The following is a 21,824-nucleotide window of genomic DNA, read 5'->3' on the forward strand; positions in this document are numbered from 1 at the left end:
CGTGGAATTTGCTTGTGAACTCCTGGAAGTCCGGAAAAGCCACGGCGACCGCCGGGTTTTGGAAGATCTCGATCTCCGGATCGAGAAGGGCGAATTCGTCGCCCTCACCGGCGCGAGCGGAACAGGGAAGTCCACCGTTCTGAACCTCATCGGACTGCTGGACGCTCCGGATGCCGGCAAGGTTCGGATCCTCGGCGAAAAAGCGCCGAAGCCGCGGACCAGGGCGGCGAATCTCCAGCGCCGGTATCGGCTGGGGTACCTGTTCCAGAACTTCGCTCTCATCGACAACGAAACGGTGGCGGACAATCTCCGTGTCGCACTCACCTACGCGGAGCGCGGAACCCCGAAGCGGGAACGTATCGCCCAGGCGCTCGCGCGGGTGGGGTTGCCGGGAGCGGAAGACCGGAAGATCTTCTCGTTGTCCGGTGGTGAGCAGCAGCGCGTCGCCGTGGCCCGGCTGTTGCTGAAGCCGTGTGACATCGTCCTGGCCGACGAGCCGACCGGCGCCCTCGACGCGGAGAACCGCGATGTCGTTCTCGACCTTCTGGGGGAGCTGAACGAGTCCGGCAAGACCATCGTCGTCGCGACGCACGATGACGCCGTGGCCGACCGTTGTTCCCGCGTAGTGGACCTTTCCGGGCATCTCACCGGTCTGCCCGTCTGAGAGCTAGCGCTGCTAGACAATCTAGCGACGCTAGTGCTAACGTCGCAGGACAACCTAGCAACGCTAGATTTCTGGAGGGGTAGTCATGCTCAACGCACTCGAGATCGTCACGACCGTGGTCGTCGGCGTGATGGTGGGGGTGGAGTTCGCCGTCGCTTTCGTCCTCAACCGGATCCTCGGCGCCCTCCCCGAGGACAGCATGGTGCGCGGCCGTGCCCACGGGGGCCGGATGCTCGGCGCCGTCATGCCGGTCTGGTACATCGGTTCGCTCGTCCTCGTCGCCGTTTGGGCCGTCGCCGGATGGAATCACTCCGCCGCCGGGCTCGTCGTCACGGCCGGTGCGCTGCTGATCGTCAGCGTGGTCATGTCGGTCCTGCTGCTCGTCCCGATCAACAACCGCGGCAAGACCTGGACCGCCGAGAACCGGCCCGCCGACTGGAAGGAGCAGATGAACCGCTGGGACCGTTTCCACTACGCCAGGGTCGCGGTCATCGTCGCCGCCTTCGCCCTGCTGGTGACCGCACTCGGCTGAGCTCGTGCTTCGCCGATCACCGGCAGGCGGCGGCGATGAAGGCCATCAGCCTGTGCCGCTGATGGGCGGCGGACCGCACGGGTCGCCGAGTTGACCTCGAGTTCGGTCGAGGTCCGACCATGAAGCCATGACGCTCGAACCAGACGAAATGCTCCTGTTCCGGAACACCCTGCGCATCACCGACGGTCACCTGGAGGAGTTCACCGCCGCCGTCCGGGAGGCCGTCGACTTCGTGGAGCGCAACGCGCCACAGGTCATGGTGCAGACGTTCGTGGACGCCGATCGCATGCTGGCCTACAGCTACCAGATGTACGCCGATTCGGACGCGGTCCTCGAACACTGGCGGATCTCCGAGAATCACATCAACGCCGTGTCGGCGCACGGCACGGTGGTGGACTTCCAGGTGCACGGCTCGCCGGACGAACGAGTGCTGGCGGGGATGCGCGGCATGCTCGACGACGGCATCGCTGTCGTCACACCGCGGATCGCGGGTTTCGTGCGCCCCCTGTCGAGTGATCGGGCAGCGGCTTGCTCTCGCGCGGAGCGGTGACCGTTTCACTGTCCACACCGGACTTGAGGGCGAGGGTGGAGTGGGCGGCGACGCGGTACTCGTACCCGTTCTGGGCGCTGGCGGTGATCCGGACGGCATGTTCGGCCTTGGCCGGTAGCGATGGCTTTCCGAACGGTTTCCCTCCGGGCGGCCCGTAAGGTGCCTCGCGTCGCTACCCGCCGTTGCCGGTTCCCAAGCCCACGTGCCGTCCGACGTGGTCGATGTCCGCCGCGGCCAGTACCGCGTTCAGCAGACCGGGGAACCGTCGCTCCAGGTCGTCTCGGCGCAGAGTGACGTAACAGCGGGTGCCTTCCTGGCGGGTCCGGGTGATCCCGGCGTCCCGCAATACGCGGAGGTGATGGCTGAGGGTCGACTTCGCCACCGGTGCGCGCAGCTCGCCCCAGCCCCGCTCGCGGCAATCGGACAGTGTCCGCACCAGGCCGATCCGGATGGGATCGCTCAGGGCCGCCATGACCGGGATGAGCGTGATCTCCGCGGTGTCCGGATGTGGCGCTTGATGCATGACGGGCATGCTACCTTGTTCGATGTTCTACGAACGTCGAACAAGGAGTGGTATGTCCCGCATCGACACAGAAGCCGCCTTCACCGGCAGGGTCGCGATCATCACGGGCGCGGGCTCGGGTATCGGACGGGCCGCGGCGCTGGCCTTCGCCAGGGCCGGCGCCCATGTCCTCGGCGTCGGCCGCCGCCGAGAAGCCCTGGACGCCACGGCCGTCCTGCACCCCGGCATAACGGTGGTCGCCGCCGACATCTGCGCCGATGACGCGCCGGACGCCGTCGTGCGGGCAGCCGTGGAGCGCTGGGGCGCGGTGGACGTCCTGGTGAACAATGCCGGTGCCACCGCGCTGATGCCCTTGGCCGAGGCCACCGGTCCCCGCATCGACGCCTTGTTCCGCCTCAATGTCACCGCCCCCAGCCTGCTCGCGCGCGCCGCGCTGCCGCAGCTGCGCCGAACGCGCGGGTCGATCGTGAACGTGTCCAGCACCTACGGTCACCGGCCCCTGCCCAACGCGGCTCACTACGCCGCCACCAAGAGCGCACTCGAACACCTCACGCGAAGCTGGGCACTGGAACTGGCGCCCGATCGGATCAGGGTCAACGCGCTGGCCCCGGGGCCCACCGAAAGCGAAGCCCTCGCGTCCGCCGGATTGACGGCGGACACGGTCGAGCAGATCAAGAACGACGAAGCCGGCCGTATCCCTCTCGGTCGCCGAGGCGAACCCGGCGAAGTGGCCACCTGGCTCCTGCGCCTCGCCGACCCGGCCTCCAGCTGGCTCACCGGCCAGGTCCTCACTCTCGATGGCGGGCTTGAACTGCTCTGAGCGTCATCGCGCGTAGAGGCGATGCATGAGAAGTTCGAGCGGGCCGCGATCGAAGCGCCGGAGCCACAGGGCGGCGAAGGCGACGTTCACCAGTCCGGCGAGCTTGCGCACGCTGAATGCCTCCGCGTCGCCGCCCTCCAGCAGTTTTCCTGCGGCGTCGAGGATGTCGTCGCTGGACCAGTGCCGTCGACCTGTCATCACCGGTGCTTCTTCAGTGACACAGTTTACGATCGCACGCGCCGGGTGCAACGCCGTCAGCGCGCCCGGTCCGGGAAAGGGGCAAGCAAGCATGGACGACTCGTACCGCCTGGAAGCGGGCTCACCGTCTGTCGACGACTACCTGAGGTTGCGTCGCGAGGCGGGCCTCTCCGAGCCGGCGAGGGAGCAGGCCGTGCGTGGGGTCGACGGCGCTTGGGCCTCGGTCAAGGTGATCCACCGGCCCACCGGGGAGATCGTCGGGATGGGCCGGGTGATCAGCGACGGCGGTTGGTACTTCCACATCGTCGACATGGCCGTTCTCCCCGCCCATCAGCGGCGCGGTATCGGGGACGCGGTCCTCGACGCCCTCCTCGCCGAGATCGACGCCGCGGCTCCGGGCGCGTACGTCAATCTTCTCGGCGACCCACCCGGATGGCGGCTTTATCAGCGGCACGGGTTCGTCGAGACCGCTCCCGGAACCATCGGTATGCGGCGCGCGCTGGAGACGAAATCCTGACAAAGTCCGCGCGGGGGATGCCCTTTCGTGAGGCCGCCGGGAATTGAGGCAATAGGCGGAATGGACCTAAATGTTTACGCCTTTTACTGTGAAGCGGCGCGCATCCGGTAATTTCGGCGCACGCTGGTCCCCTTGCCGAGGTCGGCGCCGTAGACGTGCAAGGTGATGGCGATGGTGTCGCCCTCGTTGTGCACCTGGTGGATGTCGTCGGGGGGCGCGACGCCGCTGACCGACCCGGCGGGGCGTTGCCGCTGCGCCGTCCGGACCAGCCGGTCGCCGTCGATGTCGAAGATGTTCTCGGTCTCGGTTCCTTGGAGGACAAGGAATGTGCACCACACCAGGTGATCGTGGATCTCGGTGAGCTGGCCGGGCCGCCAGACCAGCGCGACGATCGAGAAACCGGACTCGGTGTGCAGGGTGGTGCGGGTGTACCCCTCGGGGGACCCGGCTCGTTCCGCCGCGGTGAGCAGCGCCGGAGTCGGCCGGAGTTCGGTGAGAACGGCCGCCACGGCCTGTGCGGTGGCCAGCGGTCCCGAAGTCCTCGCGGTGCATTGGCGAAGACGTTTTATCAGCTCGGCGAGGCCGGGGCGGGCAGTGGTTTCGGGTGCGACGGTCATTTGTTCTCCTCTCGTCGCTTCTCAGCGTGGTCCGTTGTCCACCCGGCGTCCAATGACGACTTTCTTCCATTCACATAGGTATTCTCTATTCCATGCTGAACCTGGTGCAGCTCTCGGTGCTGGCGGCGGTCGCCAGGCACGGTTCGATGACCGCGGCGGCGAAGGAACTGCATTACACGCAGCCGGCGGTGAGCCACCATCTCGCGAGGCTGGAGGCCGCGACGGGGGCGAAGCTGGTCCAGCGGATCGGCCGCGGCATCCGGCTCACACCCGAGGGGAAACTGCTCGCCGCCCGCGCGGCCGAGATCGTCGGCCGGGTCGAAGGCGCCGAGGCCGAGCTGGCCGCGCAGGTGGGCTTGCGCGCCGGGCGGGTCCGGCTGGCGGGGTTCCAGTCGATCTTGAGCACCATCGTCCCCGGTGCGGCCACCGCGCTGGCCCGCGAGCATCCCGGACTGGAACTGGGGCTGGTCGACGAACATCCGGGCGAGGCCCTGCGCATGCTGCGGGAAGGCCGGATCGACGTCGCCCTGATCTTCCGGTACGCCGACACTCCGCGCGAGGAACGGGGGCTCCGGCTGGTGCACCTGCTGGAGGATCCGATCTACCTGCTCACCAGCGAACCGGGGCAGACCATCGCCGATCACCGCGAGTCGACCTGGATCGGCGGCTGCGCCCGGTGCCAGGACGAACTCGTCACGATCTGCGGGCGGGCCGGGTTCACTCCGCGGATCTCGATGGTGAGCGACGACATCGTCGTCATGCAGGCGCTGGTCGCCGCCCGGATGGGGGTGACGACGCTGCCGCGGCTCGCCCTCCGCGCCCACCGCATGCCGGGCGTCCACGCCACCGAACTGGCCGAAGACCCCCGTCAGATCTATGCCGTCACCTACGGCGACCCGCCCGACCCGCCCGCCGCGGTGGCGCTCATCGACGCGCTCCGGGCCAGCATCCGGGCTTGAGGCGGACGAGTGTCGAGACCCAGTACCGGCGATGTCACGTGACTGGATGGACGACACGCGTGATCCGGTGGACGACACGCGTGATCGGATGGACGACACGACCGCTGGACGGTCAAGGCCGCTCGAGGATCCGTTCGACGAAAGCGCCGGCGGCCAGCAGGTTCCGGTCATCGCCGACGGTGCCGTCGAGGGCGAGCCCGGCGGGCAGGCCGTCGCGGTCGCGCCCCATCGGGACGGTCAATCCCGGGAAGCCCGCGATACTGCCGGGCTGGCAGTTGCGGATGAAGGTCGAGAAGGTCGGGACCGCGCGCCCGCGATGGACGAACTCCTCGACGGCCGAGAAATCCCGGGCCGTCGCGGGTGTGGTGGGGAAGGCCAGCGCGTCGATCCCGCTGTCGGTGAAGATCTTCGCGTAGGCGTCACGCAAGGCCGAGCGGGTGGCGAGGGCCGCCTCGTAGACGGCGGGCGCGACGCCCGGCACGATCGCCTCGCTGAAGATCGCCCGGACGTCGGCCGCGGCGACCTCGGCGACGAGCCGCTCGAACGAGACGCCGGGCACGTATTCGGCGAGGTAGGACCGGAGCGCGACGCCCGCTTCATGGACCACCAGCGGCATTCCCTGGTCGGCGACGAGTTCGGCGAGGGGCGTGTCGTCGATCGGCACCAGGTCGACGCCTGCCGAACGCAACCGGGCGAGCGCGGCGTCCCACAGTTCTTCGACGTCCTCGGCCAGGTCGCCGGTCAAGAAGCCGTGCGGCACACCCAGCCGGGGGGATGAGTTCTCGAGCAGAGGTTCCGGCTCTTCTCCCGCGAGCACCGCGTCGAGAAGGGCGAGATCGGTGACCGAGCGGGCGATCGGCCCGGCCGTGTCCCGGGTGGTGCTCAACGGGGTCATGCCGCCGGGCGGATAGCGGCCCGAGGTCGGCCGGAAACCGCAAACCCCGTTGAGCGCGGCGGGAACCCGCACCGAACCGCCGGTGTCGGTGGCCAGGCCCGCCGGAACGATGCCCGCCGCGACGGCGACCGCGGTCCCGCCGCTGCTGCCGCCGGCGAACCGGGCCGGGTCGCAGGCGTTGCGCACCGGGCCCAGCGGGGTCGTGTCGCAGGTGATGCCGAACGCGAGTTCGTGCATGGCCGCCTTGCCGATGACCACGGCGCCCGCGTCGACCAGGCGCCGGACCACCTCCGCGTGCTCACGCGGAACGTGGTGCGCGAGAGCCGGGGTACCCGCGGTGCTCGGCATGCCCGCGACGTGGATGTTGTCCTTGACCACCACTGGGATACCGGTGAGCGGGCCACTGACCTCCGGCGCGCCGTCTTCCGGCGCGAGATGGCTGATCGCGTTGAGATGCCGGGCTTCTTCCGCGCGCGAGCGGCTTTCCGAAGCGCTCCAACGTCCGTCCACGAGCGCCAGCTTAGCGTGACAAGGACCACAGTCATCGAAAAAGACAATCATTTTCATTAAGCTGCGGCGCGCCACCTTCCCACGAGAAAGGTCGATCGTTCATGAGCTCCGGTCCCTCGCTGCACATTCTCACGCGCTCGGATCTGCGCAACCTCGAACTCACCCCGGACGAGGCGATCACCATGGTCGAAGACGGCTACCTGGCCTACGCGTCGGGAGCCTCGCGGAACCCGGCGAAGCTGATGGTGCCGATGCCGGATCCCGCGCGGGACGCCGTCGCGTACTCGATGCTCGGCTACGACGGCTCGCTCGAGCAGGCCGCGTTCAAGACGAGCTATCGCCAAGGCAGCACGTCGGCCGAGAAGTACTACACGACGATCACCCTCTACGACGACACCACGGGTCTGCCGTTCGCGCTCATGGACTGCCACCGCGTCGGCGCCACCCGCACGCCCGCCAGCACCGCGTTGATCGCGCGGTCCTGTGCCCGGCCGGGCGCGCGATCCGCGCTCATGGTCGGCACCGGAGCGCAGGGAATCCGGACGCTGCCGTACCTGCTCACCGCGCTGCCGGAACTGGAGCGGCTGCGGTTGTTCGGCACGCATCCCGACGGCCTGCGCGACAGCGTCGCCGCGGTTAAGGAGCGGTTCCCGGACCGCGAGGTCGAACTCGTCGACGACGTGGAGGCCGCGGCGCGCGAGTCCGACATCGTGGTCGCGGCGTCGGGCCGCGCGGCCCACCCGAAGATCCGCCTCGGCTGGCTGCCGCCGGGCGGGCTGCTGATCTCGGTCGCCAGCAAGGGGGTCCAGGAGGGCACGCTCACCGAGGCCGACTACACCGTGGCCACCAGCGGCGCTCAGGTCGAGGTGACCGGGCAGCGGATGGCCGGGCCGGACGGGGTGTTCCGGATCGACGCCGAACTGCCGGAGATCCTCGCCGGCCGCGCGCCCGGCCGTCGCGGCGACGAAGACCGGGTGTTCGCCTTCAGCAGCGGCATGATCATCACCGACATCCCGGTGGCACACGCGCTGGCCGCCCGCGCGATCGCGGCGGGCCGCGGCCGCGAGGTGGCCCTGTGGACCTGATCGACACCCTTTCCCCGCCCCTGCCCGCGCTCGAACGTCCTTGGGCGCCGCGCCTGCGTGCTTCGGAGACCCTGTGGGAGATCGCTCGCGCCGTCGGCGGCGGGCCGTTCCACGTGGTCCATCCGGCCACCTTCGCCGAGAACCTCGGGGGAATGGTCGCGGCGCTCGCGGCCGAGCGCGTCGAAGGCACCGTCTACTACGGGAAAAAGGCCAACAAGGCGGCGGCGTGGCTGCGGGAGTGCACCCGGCCCGGCGCGGGCGTCGACGTCGCGAGCGTGCCCGAACTGGTGCACGCCCTCGGCAACGGCCTGCGCGGGGAGACGATCGGGGTCACCGGCGCCGCCAAACCGGACGGCCTCCTCTGGCTCGCCCTGCGGCACCGCTGTCTCATCGCGGTGGACGCGGCCGACGAACTGGAACGCGTCGCGCGCCTGGCCGCCGAACTCGGGGAGACGGCCCAGGTGCTGCTGCGGGTAAGGCCGCCTTCCGCGCCGGAGAGCCGGTTCGGCTTCGCTCCCGACGCCTTGAAGACGGCCGTACGCCAGTGCGGCGGCCCGGTCGTCCTGCGCGGTTTCTCGTTCCATCTCGACGGCTACGACCCCGTGCCGCGCGCGGAGCTGGCCGCGTACCTGATCGATCTGTGCCAGGACGCCCGCGCCCTCGGGCAGCCCGCGTCGAAGATCAGTATCGGCGGCGGGATCGCCGTGTCCTATGTGGACTCCGGTGACTGGGCGCGGTTCGAGTCCGGCAGGCACGACGGCTGGTTCCACGCCGGCCGCAATCCGTCGAAGACCTACCCGTACCACCAGGCGCCTGTCGGGGCGGCCATGGTGACCACGATCCTGCGGCACGAGATCGCCGGGAAACCGCTCGCGGAACGCCTGCGCGCGGCCGGGATCGAGCTGCTGCTCGAACCGGGCCGGGCCCTCGTCGACGGCGCCGGGTTCTCGGTGTTCCCGGTGCTGGGCTGCAAACCGGCCGAGAACCACCTGATCACCACGGTCGCCGGTCTGTCCATGAGCCTGTCCGAACAGTGGAAGGGCAGCGAGTTCCTGCCTGATCCGGTTCTCGTGCGCCGGGAAGCCGGGGAAGGCACACCGGTGCGCACCGTCGTCGCCGGTTCGAGCTGTATGGAGTACGACGTGCTGACCTGGCGCGCGGTGGAACTGCCCGCTCGGCCGAGGACCGGCGATCTGCTCGTGTACCCCAGCACGGCCGGCTATCAGATGGACAAGAACGAGAGCGGCTTCCATCAGCTTCCCCTGCCCCCGAAGGTGGTGGTCGACGGCGACCGCTGGCACGTCGACACCGACTACCCGATCCAGGAGATCCGATGACGATCGTCCGGCGCGCGTCCGAGCTGATCGGGAACACGCCGCTGCTGGAGCTCGCGCGCACCGGTACCGGGACGCGCCTCCTGCTCAAACTCGACCACCTCAACCCGACCGGCTCGTGCAAGGTGCGCATGGCCAGGCAGATGATCGACGAGGCGGAACTCGAAGGACGGCTGCGGCCGGGCGGTCATATCGTCGAACCCACCTCCGGCAACACCGGTAACGGGCTCGCGCTGGTGGCGCTGGAACGCGGCTATCGGTTCACGGCCGTGGTCGACCACCACGCCGCCGGTGAGAAGCTCCGGATGCTGCGCGCGCTCGGCGCGGAACTCGTGTTCGTCGAAAACCCGCCGGACGGCGGGGTCGGCTCGGTCCAGCGGCGGCGGATCGCGGCCCGGATCGCCGCGGAAACCGGTGCCTACCATCCCGATCAGCACAACCATCCGGGCAACGGCAACGGGTACGCCGGGCTGGCGCGGGAACTCATCGGGCAGCTCGGCGACGTCGACGTGCTCGTCGCGGCGATCGGCACCGGCGGCTCCCTGTGCGGGACGGCGCGTTCCCTGCGTGCGGCGGGAGCGGGCACCCGCGCGGTCGCGGTCGAACCCGTCGGCTCGATCATCTTCGGTGGCGCGCCGGGGATCTACCACCAGACCGGAGCGGGCAGCCCGGCTGGTTTCCCGATCGGGGACAACGTGGACCGGTCGGTGATCGACGAAGCCCATCGGGTGTCCGACAGCGACGCTTTCGCCGGGGCCCGCGTCGTCGCCCGGCGCACGGGAGTCCTGGTCGGCGGGACCACCGGCGGCGCGATCCACGTCGCGCTCCGGCGGCTCTACGCGTATCCGGCCGGAAGTGTCGTCGTGGTGCTGTGCAACGACGCGGGGGAGAAATACCTCGACTCGGTCTACGACGACGAATGGCTGCGTGCCAGGGGAGTGCTCGACGAACTGGCCCACCGCCGGATGGAGCGCTGGTTCGCCACCTACGCCGCGTCCGTGCGAGCGGCCGCCCGCGACCGGACGGCTCGTCCGGCGCCGGTGGCGGTGGGCGTATGAGCACGGCGGTGGCGACCCGTGGATACCGCGAGCTCGTCGCGCTGGCCGCGCCGATCGCGGGAATCCAGCTGGCGCAGGTGGCGCTCACCAGCGTCGACCTGGCCATGCTCGGGCTGCTCGGCGTGACCGCGGTGGCGGCGGGCGGGCTGGCGATCCTGCTCTACAACCAGATCCGCACCATGTGCGTCGGCATGGTCACCGGCGTCGGGAATCTCGTGGCCACGGCGGCCGGGGCGGGAGAACTCCGCACCGGCACCGGGGAACTCGACGAGCGGGCACGCGACGAGATCCGGTCGCTCCTGCGGTCCGCGCTGCTCGTCGCGACCTTGACCGCGGCGGCCGGCGCGGCAGTCCTTTGTGGACTGGCGGGCGCCTTGCCGTTGCTCGGGCAGAAGCCGGAGATCGTGTCGCTCGCCAGGGCGATGATGTTCGCGCTGGCGGGCGGGCTGTTCCCCATGGTGTGGCTGAACGTGGTGCGCCAGTTCGCCGTCGGGCTGCGGCGTCCGGGTTCGCTCCTCACCGTGACGCTGGTGTCGATCGCGGTCAACGCCGCCCTCAACGCGGCCTTCATCTACGGCTGGGCGGGCCTGCCGGAGCTGGGGGTCGCCGGGATCGGCCTGGCGACGACTCTGGTCCAGCTCTTCACGTTCGCCGTGTTCGCCTCGGCCGTGCGGCGGGATCCCTTGCTGCGCCCCATGGTGTCGCTCGCGCTCTGGCGCGCGGATGCGGTGGTGGTCCGGCGGATCGTCCGGCACGGGACCCCGATCTGTTTCACCTACGGGTCGGAGGCCGCGATCACCTCGATCGCGACCATGCTGATGGGCGCCTTCGGCCCGGCGATGCTCGCCGCGTCGAACGTCGCGAACCAGCTCGCGTACATCGTCTACCAGGCCAATATCGGCCTATCGCAGGGATCGTCCATTGTGGTCAGTCGCGCGGTCGCCCACGGCGAGCACGGGCGGGCGCCGATGATCGCCCGCCAGGCGCTCACCCTTTCCTGGTCACTGATGGCGGTGGTGAGCCTGGCGTACCTGGTCGTGCCGGAGGTGCTGTTGTGGCCGTTCCTGCACGACGAGGCCGACGAGATGGTGCTCGGCACGGCGTCGGCCCTGCTGGTGTTCGCCATCGCGCAGCAGTACAGCAAGGGAACGCAGAACATCCTCGTCGGTCTGTTGCGCGGGCTCGGCGACACCGTCTCCGGGCTCCGCTGCACTCTCGTCGGGTACTGGGCGGTGGGCGTGCCTGCCATGTTCTTGTGCGCCTACGTGTTCGGCTGGGGCGGCTGGGGTGTCTGGACCGGCCTTTGCCTCGGCTTCGCGGCGACCGCGGTCCTGCTCGGACGGCGGTTCGCCGCTCACGGGCCCGGTTCGGCACGGTAACGGTCGATCCGGTGGAGCAGGTCGCGGGAGGCGGGGTCGGTCGCGTGCCGGCGCAGGAGCGCCGCCAGCGGCGCGAGCCGGTCCTTGGTGCGGGTGGAACCGAGGCCGCGAGCCAGGTCCACCGCTTCGGAGCCGGTGCGGACGGCTTCGTCGAAATCGCCCTGGAGCGCGTGGTTCTGCGCCAGCATGATCAGGGTGAGCGCCAGGCTGCGGGACATTTCCACCCCGTAACCGCCGACGGCGTCGCGTAGCCGGACGATCGCCTCTTCGCCGTGCCGCGAGGTGACCGTCCTGGCCAGCTCGGTCAGGACGGTCCCGTGCATCGCTGCCATGTCCGTGGTGCCGAAGAAGGCTTCCCAAGGGCGTGCGGGCGCCCAGGTGTCCGCGCCCTCGAACTGACCCTCCGCCCGCGCGAGGCACATGAGAGTGGCGCGTTCGTCACCGGTCTTGGCCAGCGCCCACGCCTCGTTGACGGTCAGGATCGCTCGCGCCCGCCCGCACCCGGCCCGGTCGGCCGCCGCCTGGCCCTGGCGGAGCTGGTTCAACCCGTCCTCGACGTCGTCATGGTGCAGCGCCAGCCTGCCGAGGCGGTAGCGGATGTTGGCGACGAGGTTGTCGTTTCCCGCTTCGGCGGCGAGACCGAGCGCGCGGTCGAACCGGATCCGCGCCGGGATCCGGCGGCCGATGTCGAATTCCGTCCACCCGAGCAGATTGTGCAGATCGGCGAGCACGGTCAGCAGCCGCGACCGGAGCGAGCCGGGAACCGTACCCCAATTGAGCAGCAGGCTGACCGATTTCACGACGTGCACCGCGTCGTGGGAAAAGGCGCCCCCCTGCCGGTGGTCCAGCGCGCGCAGGACGTCGACGGCGTTTTCGAGACATTCGACGTCGATGGTATCGATGCGACCCGGCGGTTCGCCTTTTCCCGTTGTTGTCATGAACTCACCTCACGCAAGTCATGGCCCGGTCTCCGGCTACCCGGAGCCGCCCCGCCCGAAACCGCCCGTCACTCCTCAGGGGTCTTGATTTGACCGATTCCAAAGACGCTCTTATCGTCCTTGGTGATGTCCGACTTCGAGGCACAGCTGCGAGCGGTTTCGCTGCGCGTGACTCGGCCCCGGCTGGCCGTGCTCGCGGCGTTGCGCGATCATCCGCACGTCGACACCGAAACCGTGATAGCGCTGGTGCGGGCCGACCTTCCCACGGTCTCTCACCAGACGATCTACGACGTATTGCGAGCGCTCACCGAAACCGGTCTGATCCGGCGTATCCAGCCCGCCGGCGCGCTCGCCCGCTACGAGACCCGGGTGGGGGACAACCACCACCATGTCGTGTGCCGTTCCTGTGGTGCGATCGCGGACGTCGACTGCGCCGTCGGTCCTGCCCCCTGTCTCACCGCCTCGGACGATCACGGGTTCGTGATCGACGAGGCGGAGGTCGTCTACTGGGGCCTGTGCCCCGGCTGCGCGGCCGACCCCGTCCAGCGATGAATTCGCCTGCCCGGAAGGAAAGAAATGAGTGACACCCCGGAGAAGGGCTGCCCCGTGGCCCACGACTCCGTGACCGCGCACGGTAGCGAGAGCGAGAACCCGGCGATCGATTCGCCGACGCCGAAGACGGGTGGCCGCCCGCGCACCAACAAGGACTGGTGGCCCAACCAGCTCGATCTGTCGGTGCTGCACGCCCACTCGCCCAAGGCCGACCCGCTCGGTGAGAACTTCAGCTACGCCGAGGAATTCGCCAAACTCGACGTCGAGGCCCTCAAACGCGACATCGTCGAGGTGCTCACCACCTCGCAGGACTGGTGGCCCGCCGACTTCGGCCACTACGGCGGCCTGATGATCCGGATGAGCTGGCACGCCGCGGGCACCTACCGCATCCACGACGGCCGCGGCGGGGCCGGTGACGGCGCGCAGCGGTTCGCTCCGCTCAACAGCTGGCCCGACAACGCCAACCTCGACAAGGCGCGGCGGCTGTTGTGGCCGGTCAAGGAGAAGTACGGCCAGCAGATCTCGTGGGCCGACCTGCTCGTGCTCGCCGGGAACGTCGCGCTGGAATCGATGGGGTTCAAGACGTTCGGCTTCGGGTTCGGCCGGGTGGACACCTGGGAGCCCGAGGAGATCTTCTGGGGGCCGGAAGACACCTGGCTGGGTGACGAGCGTTACGCCAGTGACTCCGAGATGGTGCCCGACGTCGGCGCGACCGAGATGGGCCTCATCTACGTCAACCCCGAGGGCCCCCGCGGCAGCGCGGACCCGGCCGCGGCGGCGCATTTCATCCGGGAGACCTTCGCCAGGATGGCGATGAACGACGAGGAGACCGTCGCGCTCATCGCCGGCGGCCACACCTTCGGCAAGACCCACGGCGCGGGTATCGCCGACGACCACGTCGGCCCGGAGCCCGAAGCCGCCCCGATCGAGACCCAGGGTCTCGGCTGGCTGAGCACCCACGGCAGCGGCAAGGGTGCCGACACGATCACCAGCGGTCTCGAAGTGACGTGGACCGACAAGCCGACGCAGTGGAGCAACCGGTTCTTCGAGATCCTCTTCGGCTACGAGTGGGAACTCACCACGAGCCCCGGCGGCGCGAAGCAGTACGTCGCCAAGGACGCCGAGGCGATCATCCCGGACGCGCACGACCCGGCCAAGAAGCACAAGCCGACCATGCTCACCACGGATCTGGCGCTGCGCGTCGACCCGGCGTACGAGAAGATCTCCCGCCGCTTCCTGGAGAACCCGGACGAGTTCGCCCTCGCCTTCGCCAAGGCCTGGTACAAGCTGCTGCACCGCGACATGGGACCGGTCAGCCGATTCCTGGGGCCGTGGGTCCCCGAGCCGCAGCTGTGGCAGGACCCGGTGCCGGACGTCGACCACGAACTCGTGGGGGACGCCGACATCGCCGCCCTCAAGACGAAGGTGCTCGAATCCGGGCTCACGGTCGGCCAGCTGGTCGGCACGGCGTGGGCGTCCGCGGCGAGCTTCCGGTCCACCGACAAACGCGGTGGCGCCAACGGCGCGCGGATCCGCCTGGAACCCCAGCGTGGCTGGGAGGTCAACCAGCCGGAGCAGCTCAGGACCGTCCTGGAGACGCTGGAAGGCATCCAGCGCGAGTTCAACGAGGCCGGCGGCGCCAAGATCTCGCTGGCCGACCTGATCGTGCTGGCGGGCTCCGCCGCCGTCGAGAAGGCCGCGCGCGATGCCGGCACCGAGGTGAGCGTGGCGTTCCGCCCCGGCCGCACCGACGCCACGCAGGAGGACACCGACGTCGAGTCGTTCAAGCTGCTCGAACCGCGTGCCGACGGGTTCCGCAACTACCTGCGTCCCGAGGAGAAGCTGCAGCCGGAGGTCCTGCTCGTCGAGCGCGCCTACATGCTCGACCTGACCGCCCCGGAGATGACCGTGCTCGTCGGCGGCCTGCGTTCGCTCGGGATCAACACCGGCGGCACCCGGCACGGTGTGTTCACCGACCGCCCTGGCGTGCTCACCAACGACTTCTTCACCAACCTGCTCTCGCCGGGCACCAAGTGGAAGGTGTCGGAGTCCGAGGAGAACGTGTACGAGATCCGCGACGTCACCACGGACGAGGTGAAGTGGACGGCCACCGCGGTCGACCTCGTCTTCGGCTCGAACTCGCAGCTGAGGGCGCTCTCCGAGGTCTACGCGGGACAGGCCGGGCGCGAGCGGTTCGCCGCCGACTTCGCCAAGGCCTGGACCAAGGTCATGGAGCTGGACCGGTTCGACCTCGACTGACGCGGGTCGCCGGGGCCGTGGGCGGTCCGCTCGCGCCGTTCAGGTGACCGTGTCGCGAAAGCCACTTTCGGGACGTCGCACGTCGCGAAAGTGGCTTTCGCGACGTGCGGCGGCCACTTTCGCACCATCGCCACCGGAGGCTTCACTGGGTGTCGAGCTCCGCGTGCCGGCCGGCCAGGGTGCGGGCGAGTTCGGCGAGTTTGACGTTGAGGTCCTGGGAGGTACGGCGCAGCAGGTCGAAGGCCTCGTCGGCGGTCAGGCCGCGTCGCTGCATGAGGATTCCTTTGGCCTGCCCGATGACGTCGCGCGATTCGACCGCACGCCGCAGATGGCTGGCTTCCAGCTCCGCCCGGCTCACGGCGCTGGTGGTCGCCAGCGCGAGTGAGCCGTGGGTCGCCAGCAGCAACGCGGTGTCCTGTGCCTGCGAATCGAGCGCCCCGGGGCGGCGGCTGTAGATGTTCAGCGCGCCGGGCAGCCTCGGTGGAGCCGCGTCGGGTACCAGCACGGTGGACAGGATCGCGGTGAAACCATGCCGCACGGCGGCCCGGGAAAAGTCCGGCCACCTCTTCTCCGCCCTCAGGTCTTCACTGCGGGTGTAACCGGGGCTTTCGCTGTCCGCGGTGTCGACGCACGGCCCCGTGCCCGCGCGGTACTGCACCTCGTCGAGTTCCAGCCCCACCTCGCCGGTCGAGACGGGGGTGTGGAAGCCCCCGTGCGGGGCACGCAGGGTGACCGACACCAGGTCCGCGCCCGGGACGACCCGGTACGCGGCGGCGACCACCTGTTCCAGTACCTGGGCGGGCGTCGAGGCGGCCAGCAGCAGCCGCGTGAGTCCGATGAACTGCTCGGCCAGCGGACCGTCCGACATGTTCTCGCCGGAGCCGAATCCGGCCTTGTCACGCTGCCACTGTCGTTCGTCCGCCATCGCTGACCATCCAGTCGTGTTCGGTGTTCTCCACCGGATACCCCACGGCGTCGTCGCCCAATCGAGTCCGATGTGGACAGTGCCTCAGGGCTCGACCCTGGCGCGGAGAAGGCAGAACACGTTTCCCTCGGGATCGGCGAGCACATGCCACGACTCTTCCCCCGTCTGGCCGACGTCGGCGGGCCGGGCCCCGGCGGCGAGCAGCCGCTCCAGCTCCGCGTCCTGATCGCGGTCGGTGGGGTTCACGTCGATGTGCAGCGGGAGCTTGCCCGGCTTCGGATCGTCGCTGCGGCTCAGGATCAACGTCGGCTGAGGTCCGCCGAAGCCGGCGCCGGGCGGCCCGATTTCGATGTCGTCGCCGTCCTTGCCGATTTCGACGTAGCCGAGCACTTCGCACCAGAAAGCCGCCATCCGGACCGGGTCGGCGCAGTCGAGGATGAGTTCGGTGATACGGCAGGCCATACGGCGAGGATAGCCGGGTTCCGGTGCATGGATCCGCTGCGAGTGGGTACCCGCAGGCGTCGAGTTGATCCCGAACCGAGGAGGCGGCCGTGGCCGGCGACGTCGTGGACTTGATCATGCAGGACCACCGTGAAGTAGAGCGGTTGTTCGGCGAACTCGAGCGGCATCCGGAGAAACGGCCGCTGCTCGTCCCGGTGCTCTCCGCGCTGCTCACCGCGCACAGTCGGGCCGAGGAGGCAGAGGTGTACCCGGCGGCGAAGAGCGAGGCGGACGAGGCCGACGACGTCGCGCACGGTCAGCAGGAGCACGCCGAAGCCGAGCAGCTGCTCGTGAAACTGAACGGAACCGAACCCGCGTCGAAGGAGTTCGACAAGGTGCTCTCCGACCTCGTCGAGGCGGTCACGCACCACGTGAAGGAAGAGGAATCCACCGTACTGCCGAAGATGCGGCGCGAACTGGACGAAGCACGGCGACGGGAACTGGGGGAGGCCTTCGTGACCAGCCGGGCTTCGCATCTCGGCGACCGCCCCGGTGAGGCCACCCGACGAGAACTGCTGACCCAGGCGCGCAACGCGGGCGTGACGGGTGCTTCGAAGATGGCCAAGGACGAGATCGCGCGCGAGGTGGCCAAGTCGTCCTGAGCGGACTGTCCTGTCGCGACGGTTGCGGTCCCGACCACAGGCTTCTACCTTCGATGGATGGCGATCGATACCGAAGCCGGGCAGGCCGCTCCTCTCGTCGTGGTACAGACGGCTCGCTCGGAAGAAGCGATCACCGTCGAAGTGGCGGGTGACATCGACATTGCGACCAGTCCTCGGCTTCGGGCCGAAGTCTTCAAATTGCTGGCCGACGCTCCCGGCGCCGCGATGATCGACATGACCGGCGTCGGCTTCTGTGATTCCTCGGGTCTCTCCGTGCTGGTGCAGCTGAATCGTCACTGCGAGGAAGCCGGGATCGAGCTGAGTTTCGTGCCGTCCAAAGTACTGCGGCGGGCCCTTGAGCTCACCGGGCTGCTGCCCACACTGAAAGTGGACACCGCCTAAGCGACGACGCGGACCGTGCCCAGCTCGGGATCGGCGGCGTCGTAGATGAACATGCCGGAGCGCACGCCGGTGTGGAGATAATCGATGATCGCGTCGGTGAACACTTCACCGGGAGCGATCGCCGGGATACCGGGCGGGTAGGGGCTGATCATCTCCGCGCTGACGCGTCCCTCGGCCTTGTCCAGCGGCACATGCTCGGCGTCGGCGAAGAACGCGTCGCGGGGCAGCATCCGCATTTCCAGGGTCAGTTCGGCGGCGGAGGGCAGGTCGACCGCCGGTCGCCGCTCGAAATCGTGGTCGGCCAGCCCGCGCAGGCCGCTCATGAGGGCGGACACCGTCTCCTCGTCGTCGGCGTGAGTGATCTGCACCGCGATCCGCCGGTGATCGGCCAGTCCGGTGTGCAGCCGGCGTTCGGCGAGATGGTCGGACGCCTGGTACCCGGTGATGCCGAGCCCGGAGACGTCGACCACGATCTTGAGGGGGTCGTGTTCGAAGGCGAGCGGGTGGAATTCCTCGGCCGGCGCGTGCAGCCCCGGGATGTCTTCGATCTCCGCTCGTACGCGGGCGGCCAGCGACAGTGCGTTGCCCAGTAGTTCTTCGCCGTGTTCGACCATCTGCCTGCGCCAGCCGTCGAGGGAGGCGAACAACAGCGCGGAAGTGCTCGTGGTGCCTAACAGGTCCTCCCTGGCCTTGAGCACGTCGGGGGAGACCCGGTCGCCTCGCAGGTGGAACACCGACGCCTGTTCGAGCCCGCCGCCCATCTTGTGCGTGCTCGTGACGCAGAGGTCGGCTTCGCCGTCCATCGCCCAGGTCGGCAGGTCGTCGTGGAACGGGTAGTGGGCACCCCACGCTTCGTCCACGATCAGCGCCTTGTCCGCGGCATGGCACGCTCGGGCGACACCGCGGATGTCGGCGCAGGTCCCGTAGTCGGTCGGGGTGATCAGCAGCATGCCTTTGACGTCGGGCGCGTCCGCCAGCGCGGCTTCGACCTCTTCCGGGCCGGGAGGATGCCCGAGATGGTGCTCCTCGTCGTACCGCGGGCGGACCCAGACCGGGTGCACCCCGCTGATCACCAGCCCGGCGACGACCGATTTGTGTGCATTGCGGGACACCAGGAGACGTTCCCCCGGCCCGGCGACGGCGAGCATGGCGCTCTTGACCGAGAGTGAACTCCCGCAGGTGGAGAAGAAAGTGTGCTCGGCGTCCACCGCGTCGGCCATCAGAGCCTGTGCCTGGCTGAGGATGCCGCGCGACATCCGGCGGTCGTCCAACCCGTTGAGGGTGAGCAGATCCGACGCGAACGCGTCACGGCCGAGCAGCTCGAGCACGCGCGGATCCGCACCGCGGCCCTGTTTGTGCCCCGGAGGGGTGAAGGCCAGCCCGCCACCGCGGCGGTAGGCCTCGATGGCTTCCAGCACCGGTGCGCGCGAGTGGTCCATCCTGCTCCGATCAGCGGCCGAGGGCGTTCTGCAGTTCCTTTTTGGTCATGCTGGACCGGCCCTTGATGTTGCGCTTCTTCGCTTCGTTGTAGAGCTGGTCCTTGGTCGGCCCGCCGGGGCCCTTCCGGTTGCCGGACCGTTCGCCGCCGCGTTTCTGCGGCGACTTGTCCTTGGTCGAACTCTTGCTCGCGGTCTTGGATTCACCGGACTGGGCGCGGTTCTTGTTCACCGTGCGTGCGGCGATCTCCTCGGCGCGGCCGCTGCTCGCGCCGCGTTTCTTCTGAGACGACTTGATGTGCTCGTACTGACGTTCGCGTTTGTCGCTCCAGCTCCGTTCAGGCACGGCTCCTCCTTCGTCTTGACCTGCGGATACCCGGCCGTCCCAGCGGTCAATCGAAAGATCACCCGTCCAGGGCAGGGACGCGGGGATGTTTACCGGCCCCGTTCGCCGGGTATCAAAACGGGGACGAGGGGAGCGTATTCATGTCGGTCCACATAGGACGAAGGTGACTTTTGGTGAACGCTACGTCGCTCATGGAAGACATCGATCACGTCGTCCTGCGCGAGGAGCCGGTCTCGGCCCCTCGCGATCGTCGCGCGCGGCGCAGGGACGACTACTCCCATTGCCGCCCCTGGTTCGACGAGATGGCCGTCCTGCCCGCCGGTCACCCGGAACGGGAGCGCCTGCGGGAGCGCCTGATCCTCGAACTGCTGCCGATCGCCGAGCACATCGCCGTCCGGTTCAGCGGACGGGGGCAGCCTCGGGAAGACCTGATCCAGGTCGCGCGGATCGGCTTGATGAAGGCCGTGGACCGGTTCGATCCGGGACAAGGCGGGGATTTCCTGGCGTACGCGGTACCCACGGTGATGGGCGAGGTGCGGCGGTTCTTCCGTGACACCGGCTGGGCGGTCCACGTCCCGCGCGGGATGCAGGAACTGCGCACCCGGCTCTCCCGCGCGACCACGGAACTCACCCAGACCCTCGGCCGCGCGCCGACCCCCACAGAACTCGCCGCGCACCTCGACGTGGACGTCGAAACCGTCCGCGAAGGCCTGCTCGCCGCGAACAGTTACCAGACGTCGTCCCTCGACCGGCCGGTCAACGACGGCGAGGGCTCGCTTCCGCTGTCCGACGTGGTGGGCGAGCAGGATTCCCGGTTCGAGCACATCGAGGACCGGCACACCGTGGTCCCGCTGCTCCAACGGCTCCCGGAGCGGGAGCGGGCGATCGTCACGATGCGGTTCTTCGAGGGGATGACCCAGTCCCAGATCGCCGAACGCATCGGTATCTCCCAGATGCACGTTTCCCGCCTGCTCACGAAAATCCTCCAGGATCTGCGCGGCAGGCTCAACGGCTGAACAACTCGCCGAGACCTGGCCGGACCGGCGGGGTGCCCAGCGCGCGCAGGGAATCCCAGAGGGTGACCGCGGTGGCCGTCAGCACGGGTTTGCCGAGGCTGCTTTCGAGCTCTTCGAGCAACGGCGTCGTGTGCAGGGCCGTTTCGGGGATCAGCAGCGCCTCGGCTTCCTCGTGGTCGGCCGCCGCGGCGAGTTCGGTGATGCGACGGCCGTCCCAGGCCGCGAGCGCCCGGTCCGAGGGCGCGTCGGCGGAGACCGAGTGAACGGTGGAGACGCCCGCCTCCGCGAGGAAGCCGGCGAAAGTCGCGGTCGTGTCGCGGTGGTAGACCGAGGCGAGCGCCACGCGCCCGGCGCCCAAGTGGGCGAGCGTGGTGAGGTAGGCGAGCGAAGTGCTGCGCGCGGGAACACCGAGGTGTTCGCCGAGCACGCGGGACTGTTCGAGCGCGCCGTCGAGGCCGCGTGTGAAGCTGCAACTGGAACAGGCCCAGCTGACGACGTCCGGCGCCGTGCCGAACCGCGCGGCGGCCACGAGCCTGCCCGGTTCGCCGAGCTCACGGACGGCTTCGTGTTTTCCGGCCGCGTCGAGGTCTTCGACCCGGCCGATGGTTTCGCCCCACGGGACATAGGCGAAGTCCACGGCGAGGTCTGGATCCAGTTTTCCCGCCAGTGCGAGGAAATCATCCTCACCGCAATCCCGCGTCGGGTACAGCAGGCCGATCCTGGGCACGGCTCACTCCTTCCGGGTCGAAGCCCTTCGGAGGTACCCGACGCGAGCCGCGGTCACGCGTGCGCGGCGGACAGGCCGCCGAAATCCGGCGGGGTGAGCTGTCCGACACTGTGGTCGTCCTCGCGGACGGCCCTGAGGAAACGCGCGACCTGCGCGGGGCGCGGGGTGGCGGTCTTCCCGCCCAGGTAGCGGAGAACGATGAGATCTTCGCCGGAGTGGGTCTCGATCGCCACGGCCCAGCCGTGGATCTCGTCCCACAGCAGGGCGACGTCGCGCTCGGGATGGGTGGGGAGCCGCTCGTCGAGCGCGACGTACGCCGAAACCGGGCTGTCGTGGTCGACGGTGCAGGATTCGAGGCCGACGCCGAGGACCTCGGTGACTTCGGCGAGATACCCCCACACGGCGTCGCGGGTGTGCGGGTGGCGGACAGGCATGGTGAGCAAACGAGGACTTCCCTTCTTCCCCGGCCTCGTCCGGTG

General features: G+C 69.2%; 26 protein-coding genes. 15 read left to right on the top strand and 11 right to left on the bottom strand.

The window, feature by feature from the left end; genetic code table 11:
* The first annotated feature begins 1 nt into the window (after position 1).
* The 3 genes from BLW75_RS35250 (at position 2) to BLW75_RS35260 (ending at position 1,746) form a co-directional block, all read left to right on the top strand.
* Positions 2–664: an ABC transporter ATP-binding protein gene (locus tag BLW75_RS35250; RefSeq protein ID WP_034323314.1), complete on the top strand. Its 663-nt coding sequence runs from the start codon at positions 2–4 to the stop codon at positions 662–664.
* Between the two features lie 85 nt (positions 665–749).
* Positions 750–1,196 (top strand): anthrone oxygenase family protein, encoded by a 447-nt coding sequence (locus BLW75_RS35255; RefSeq protein WP_034323236.1) that lies wholly within the window; start codon positions 750–752, stop codon positions 1,194–1,196.
* Positions 1,197–1,323: 127 nt separating this feature from the next.
* Positions 1,324–1,746 carry a hypothetical protein gene (locus BLW75_RS35260; protein ID WP_034323238.1) on the top strand — a complete coding sequence of 141 codons (423 nt, stop codon included), beginning with the start codon at positions 1,324–1,326 and terminating at the stop codon, positions 1,744–1,746.
* Positions 1,747–1,918: 172 nt separating this feature from the next.
* Here BLW75_RS35260 and BLW75_RS35265 read toward each other — a convergent pair whose 3' ends face one another.
* Positions 1,919–2,269, bottom strand: a complete 351-nt coding sequence (locus BLW75_RS35265; protein WP_198935849.1) for an ArsR/SmtB family transcription factor — start codon at positions 2,267–2,269, stop codon at positions 1,919–1,921.
* Between the two features lie 52 nt (positions 2,270–2,321).
* On the opposite strand from BLW75_RS35265, the gene BLW75_RS35270 reads away from it, so the two are divergent.
* Positions 2,322–3,089, top strand: coding sequence for an SDR family NAD(P)-dependent oxidoreductase (locus tag BLW75_RS35270; RefSeq protein WP_034323245.1), 768 nt, complete (start codon positions 2,322–2,324; stop codon positions 3,087–3,089).
* 3 nt (positions 3,090–3,092) lie between these two features.
* Here the strand turns inward: BLW75_RS35270 and BLW75_RS43805 are convergent, their stop codons facing one another.
* Positions 3,093–3,287 (bottom strand): DUF418 domain-containing protein, encoded by a 195-nt coding sequence (locus tag BLW75_RS43805; protein ID WP_034323247.1) that lies wholly within the window; start codon positions 3,285–3,287, stop codon positions 3,093–3,095.
* A 91-nt stretch (positions 3,288–3,378) separates the two neighbouring features.
* Between BLW75_RS43805 and BLW75_RS35280 the strand changes: the two genes are divergently transcribed.
* Positions 3,379–3,804 (top strand): GNAT family N-acetyltransferase, encoded by a 426-nt coding sequence (locus tag BLW75_RS35280; RefSeq protein ID WP_034323250.1) that lies wholly within the window; start codon positions 3,379–3,381, stop codon positions 3,802–3,804.
* Positions 3,805–3,887: 83 nt separating this feature from the next.
* Here BLW75_RS35280 and BLW75_RS35285 read toward each other — a convergent pair whose 3' ends face one another.
* Positions 3,888–4,421: a cysteine dioxygenase family protein gene (locus tag BLW75_RS35285; protein WP_034323253.1), complete on the bottom strand. Its 534-nt coding sequence runs from the start codon at positions 4,419–4,421 to the stop codon at positions 3,888–3,890.
* A 92-nt stretch (positions 4,422–4,513) separates the two neighbouring features.
* Between BLW75_RS35285 and BLW75_RS35290 the strand changes: the two genes are divergently transcribed.
* The gene (locus BLW75_RS35290; RefSeq protein WP_034323255.1) at positions 4,514–5,380 is read left to right on the top strand and encodes a LysR family transcriptional regulator; all 867 of its coding nucleotides are present in this window, start codon (positions 4,514–4,516) and stop codon (positions 5,378–5,380) included.
* 112 nt (positions 5,381–5,492) lie between these two features.
* On the opposite strand, the gene BLW75_RS35295 is transcribed toward BLW75_RS35290, so the two are convergent.
* Positions 5,493–6,785, bottom strand: coding sequence for an amidase family protein (locus BLW75_RS35295; RefSeq protein ID WP_034323257.1), 1,293 nt, complete (start codon positions 6,783–6,785; stop codon positions 5,493–5,495).
* Positions 6,786–6,886: 101 nt separating this feature from the next.
* Between BLW75_RS35295 and BLW75_RS35300 the strand changes: the two genes are divergently transcribed.
* From BLW75_RS35300 to BLW75_RS35315, 4 genes are read left to right on the top strand one after another with little or no spacing between them, the layout of a single operon-like run.
* On the top strand, positions 6,887–7,870 hold the full coding sequence (locus BLW75_RS35300; RefSeq protein WP_034323260.1) for an ornithine cyclodeaminase: 984 nt from the start codon (positions 6,887–6,889) through the stop codon (positions 7,868–7,870).
* Positions 7,861–9,207: a type III PLP-dependent enzyme domain-containing protein gene (locus BLW75_RS35305; protein WP_034323262.1), complete on the top strand. Its 1,347-nt coding sequence runs from the start codon at positions 7,861–7,863 to the stop codon at positions 9,205–9,207. Before BLW75_RS35300 ends, BLW75_RS35305 begins: the two co-directional genes overlap by 10 nt.
* Positions 9,204–10,262, top strand: coding sequence for a PLP-dependent cysteine synthase family protein (locus BLW75_RS35310; protein ID WP_034323265.1), 1,059 nt, complete (start codon positions 9,204–9,206; stop codon positions 10,260–10,262). The genes BLW75_RS35305 and BLW75_RS35310 overlap by 4 nt, the downstream gene beginning before the upstream one ends.
* On the top strand, positions 10,259–11,641 hold the full coding sequence (locus tag BLW75_RS35315) for an MATE family efflux transporter (protein WP_034323267.1): 1,383 nt from the start codon (positions 10,259–10,261) through the stop codon (positions 11,639–11,641). The genes BLW75_RS35310 and BLW75_RS35315 overlap by 4 nt, the downstream gene beginning before the upstream one ends.
* On the opposite strand, the gene BLW75_RS35320 is transcribed toward BLW75_RS35315, so the two are convergent.
* On the bottom strand, positions 11,617–12,579 hold the full coding sequence (locus BLW75_RS35320; protein ID WP_034323270.1) for an NsdA family TPR-like regulatory protein: 963 nt from the start codon (positions 12,577–12,579) through the stop codon (positions 11,617–11,619). The genes BLW75_RS35315 and BLW75_RS35320 overlap by 25 nt on opposite strands.
* Before the next feature lie 126 nt (positions 12,580–12,705).
* Here BLW75_RS35320 and BLW75_RS35325 point away from each other — a divergent pair, with 126 nt between their 5' ends.
* Both BLW75_RS35325 and katG read left to right on the top strand, forming a co-directional pair.
* Positions 12,706–13,131, top strand: a complete 426-nt coding sequence (locus BLW75_RS35325) for a Fur family transcriptional regulator (RefSeq protein WP_034323273.1) — start codon at positions 12,706–12,708, stop codon at positions 13,129–13,131.
* Between the two features lie 24 nt (positions 13,132–13,155).
* Complete coding sequence (gene katG, locus BLW75_RS35330) at positions 13,156–15,390, top strand: catalase/peroxidase HPI (RefSeq protein WP_034323277.1); 2,235 nt, start codon at positions 13,156–13,158, stop codon at positions 15,388–15,390.
* Positions 15,391–15,532: 142 nt separating this feature from the next.
* Here the strand turns inward: katG and BLW75_RS35335 are convergent, their stop codons facing one another.
* Entirely contained in the window at positions 15,533–16,315 is a 783-nt protein-coding gene (locus tag BLW75_RS35335) for a GAF and ANTAR domain-containing protein (RefSeq protein WP_034323279.1), read from the bottom strand.
* An 84-nt stretch (positions 16,316–16,399) separates the two neighbouring features.
* Positions 16,400–16,777: a VOC family protein gene (locus tag BLW75_RS35340; protein ID WP_034323282.1), complete on the bottom strand. Its 378-nt coding sequence runs from the start codon at positions 16,775–16,777 to the stop codon at positions 16,400–16,402.
* Positions 16,778–16,866: 89 nt separating this feature from the next.
* Between BLW75_RS35340 and BLW75_RS35345 the strand changes: the two genes are divergently transcribed.
* Both BLW75_RS35345 and BLW75_RS35350 read left to right on the top strand, forming a co-directional pair.
* Positions 16,867–17,418: a hemerythrin domain-containing protein gene (locus BLW75_RS35345; RefSeq protein ID WP_034323284.1), complete on the top strand. Its 552-nt coding sequence runs from the start codon at positions 16,867–16,869 to the stop codon at positions 17,416–17,418.
* A 57-nt stretch (positions 17,419–17,475) separates the two neighbouring features.
* Positions 17,476–17,820 carry an STAS domain-containing protein gene (locus BLW75_RS35350; protein WP_091599077.1) on the top strand — a complete coding sequence of 115 codons (345 nt, stop codon included), beginning with the start codon at positions 17,476–17,478 and terminating at the stop codon, positions 17,818–17,820.
* Here the strand turns inward: BLW75_RS35350 and BLW75_RS35355 are convergent.
* Positions 17,817–19,259 (bottom strand): aminotransferase class I/II-fold pyridoxal phosphate-dependent enzyme, encoded by a 1,443-nt coding sequence (locus BLW75_RS35355; protein ID WP_034323286.1) that lies wholly within the window; start codon positions 19,257–19,259, stop codon positions 17,817–17,819. The two genes, BLW75_RS35350 and BLW75_RS35355, sit on opposite strands and share 4 nt — an antisense overlap.
* A 10-nt stretch (positions 19,260–19,269) precedes the next feature.
* Positions 19,270–19,602, bottom strand: a complete 333-nt coding sequence (locus BLW75_RS35360) for a hypothetical protein (protein ID WP_034323288.1) — start codon at positions 19,600–19,602, stop codon at positions 19,270–19,272.
* Between the two features lie 191 nt (positions 19,603–19,793).
* On the opposite strand from BLW75_RS35360, the gene BLW75_RS35365 reads away from it, so the two are divergent.
* Positions 19,794–20,618 carry an RNA polymerase sigma factor SigF gene (locus BLW75_RS35365; RefSeq protein WP_395766758.1) on the top strand — a complete coding sequence of 275 codons (825 nt, stop codon included), beginning with the start codon at positions 19,794–19,796 and terminating at the stop codon, positions 20,616–20,618.
* Here the strand turns inward: BLW75_RS35365 and BLW75_RS35370 are convergent.
* Both BLW75_RS35370 and BLW75_RS35375 read right to left on the bottom strand, forming a co-directional pair.
* Positions 20,608–21,345, bottom strand: coding sequence for a maleate cis-trans isomerase family protein (locus BLW75_RS35370; RefSeq protein ID WP_034323290.1), 738 nt, complete (start codon positions 21,343–21,345; stop codon positions 20,608–20,610). The two genes, BLW75_RS35365 and BLW75_RS35370, sit on opposite strands and share 11 nt — an antisense overlap.
* Positions 21,346–21,398: 53 nt before the next feature.
* Positions 21,399–21,779: a DUF6292 family protein gene (locus BLW75_RS35375; protein ID WP_034323291.1), complete on the bottom strand. Its 381-nt coding sequence runs from the start codon at positions 21,777–21,779 to the stop codon at positions 21,399–21,401.
* Positions 21,780–21,824: the final 45 nt, after the last annotated feature.

This window comes from Amycolatopsis lurida, from assembly GCF_900105055.1.
In the GTDB taxonomy this organism is placed as follows: Bacteria; Actinomycetota; Actinomycetes; order Mycobacteriales; family Pseudonocardiaceae; genus Amycolatopsis; species Amycolatopsis lurida.

What these genes read in the sequence shown, in the direction of transcription:
- BLW75_RS35265 (WP_198935849.1), bottom strand. Translation starts at nt 2,269, where the DNA reads ATGCATCAAGCGCCACATCCGGACACCGCGGAGATCACGCTCATCCCG.
- BLW75_RS35350 (WP_091599077.1), top strand. Translation starts at nt 17,476, where the DNA reads ATGGCGATCGATACCGAAGCCGGGCAGGCCGCTCCTCTCGTCGTGGTA.
- BLW75_RS35310 (WP_034323265.1), top strand. Translation starts at nt 9,204, where the DNA reads ATGACGATCGTCCGGCGCGCGTCCGAGCTGATCGGGAACACGCCGCTG.
- BLW75_RS35315 (WP_034323267.1), top strand. Translation starts at nt 10,259, where the DNA reads ATGAGCACGGCGGTGGCGACCCGTGGATACCGCGAGCTCGTCGCGCTG.
- katG (WP_034323277.1), top strand. Translation starts at nt 13,156, where the DNA reads ATGAGTGACACCCCGGAGAAGGGCTGCCCCGTGGCCCACGACTCCGTG.
- BLW75_RS35270 (WP_034323245.1), top strand. Translation starts at nt 2,322, where the DNA reads ATGTCCCGCATCGACACAGAAGCCGCCTTCACCGGCAGGGTCGCGATC.
- BLW75_RS35365 (WP_395766758.1), top strand. Translation starts at nt 19,794, where the DNA reads ATGGAAGACATCGATCACGTCGTCCTGCGCGAGGAGCCGGTCTCGGCC.
- BLW75_RS35280 (WP_034323250.1), top strand. Translation starts at nt 3,379, where the DNA reads ATGGACGACTCGTACCGCCTGGAAGCGGGCTCACCGTCTGTCGACGAC.
- BLW75_RS43805 (WP_034323247.1), bottom strand. Translation starts at nt 3,287, where the DNA reads ATGACAGGTCGACGGCACTGGTCCAGCGACGACATCCTCGACGCCGCA.
- BLW75_RS35260 (WP_034323238.1), top strand. Translation starts at nt 1,324, where the DNA reads ATGACGCTCGAACCAGACGAAATGCTCCTGTTCCGGAACACCCTGCGC.
- BLW75_RS35355 (WP_034323286.1), bottom strand. Translation starts at nt 19,259, where the DNA reads ATGGACCACTCGCGCGCACCGGTGCTGGAAGCCATCGAGGCCTACCGC.
- BLW75_RS35340 (WP_034323282.1), bottom strand. Translation starts at nt 16,777, where the DNA reads ATGGCCTGCCGTATCACCGAACTCATCCTCGACTGCGCCGACCCGGTC.
- BLW75_RS35320 (WP_034323270.1), bottom strand. Translation starts at nt 12,579, where the DNA reads ATGACAACAACGGGAAAAGGCGAACCGCCGGGTCGCATCGATACCATC.
- BLW75_RS35285 (WP_034323253.1), bottom strand. Translation starts at nt 4,421, where the DNA reads ATGACCGTCGCACCCGAAACCACTGCCCGCCCCGGCCTCGCCGAGCTG.
- BLW75_RS35325 (WP_034323273.1), top strand. Translation starts at nt 12,706, where the DNA reads ATGTCCGACTTCGAGGCACAGCTGCGAGCGGTTTCGCTGCGCGTGACT.
- BLW75_RS35335 (WP_034323279.1), bottom strand. Translation starts at nt 16,315, where the DNA reads ATGGCGGACGAACGACAGTGGCAGCGTGACAAGGCCGGATTCGGCTCC.
- BLW75_RS35375 (WP_034323291.1), bottom strand. Translation starts at nt 21,779, where the DNA reads ATGCCTGTCCGCCACCCGCACACCCGCGACGCCGTGTGGGGGTATCTC.
- BLW75_RS35290 (WP_034323255.1), top strand. Translation starts at nt 4,514, where the DNA reads ATGCTGAACCTGGTGCAGCTCTCGGTGCTGGCGGCGGTCGCCAGGCAC.
- BLW75_RS35300 (WP_034323260.1), top strand. Translation starts at nt 6,887, where the DNA reads ATGAGCTCCGGTCCCTCGCTGCACATTCTCACGCGCTCGGATCTGCGC.
- BLW75_RS35255 (WP_034323236.1), top strand. Translation starts at nt 750, where the DNA reads ATGCTCAACGCACTCGAGATCGTCACGACCGTGGTCGTCGGCGTGATG.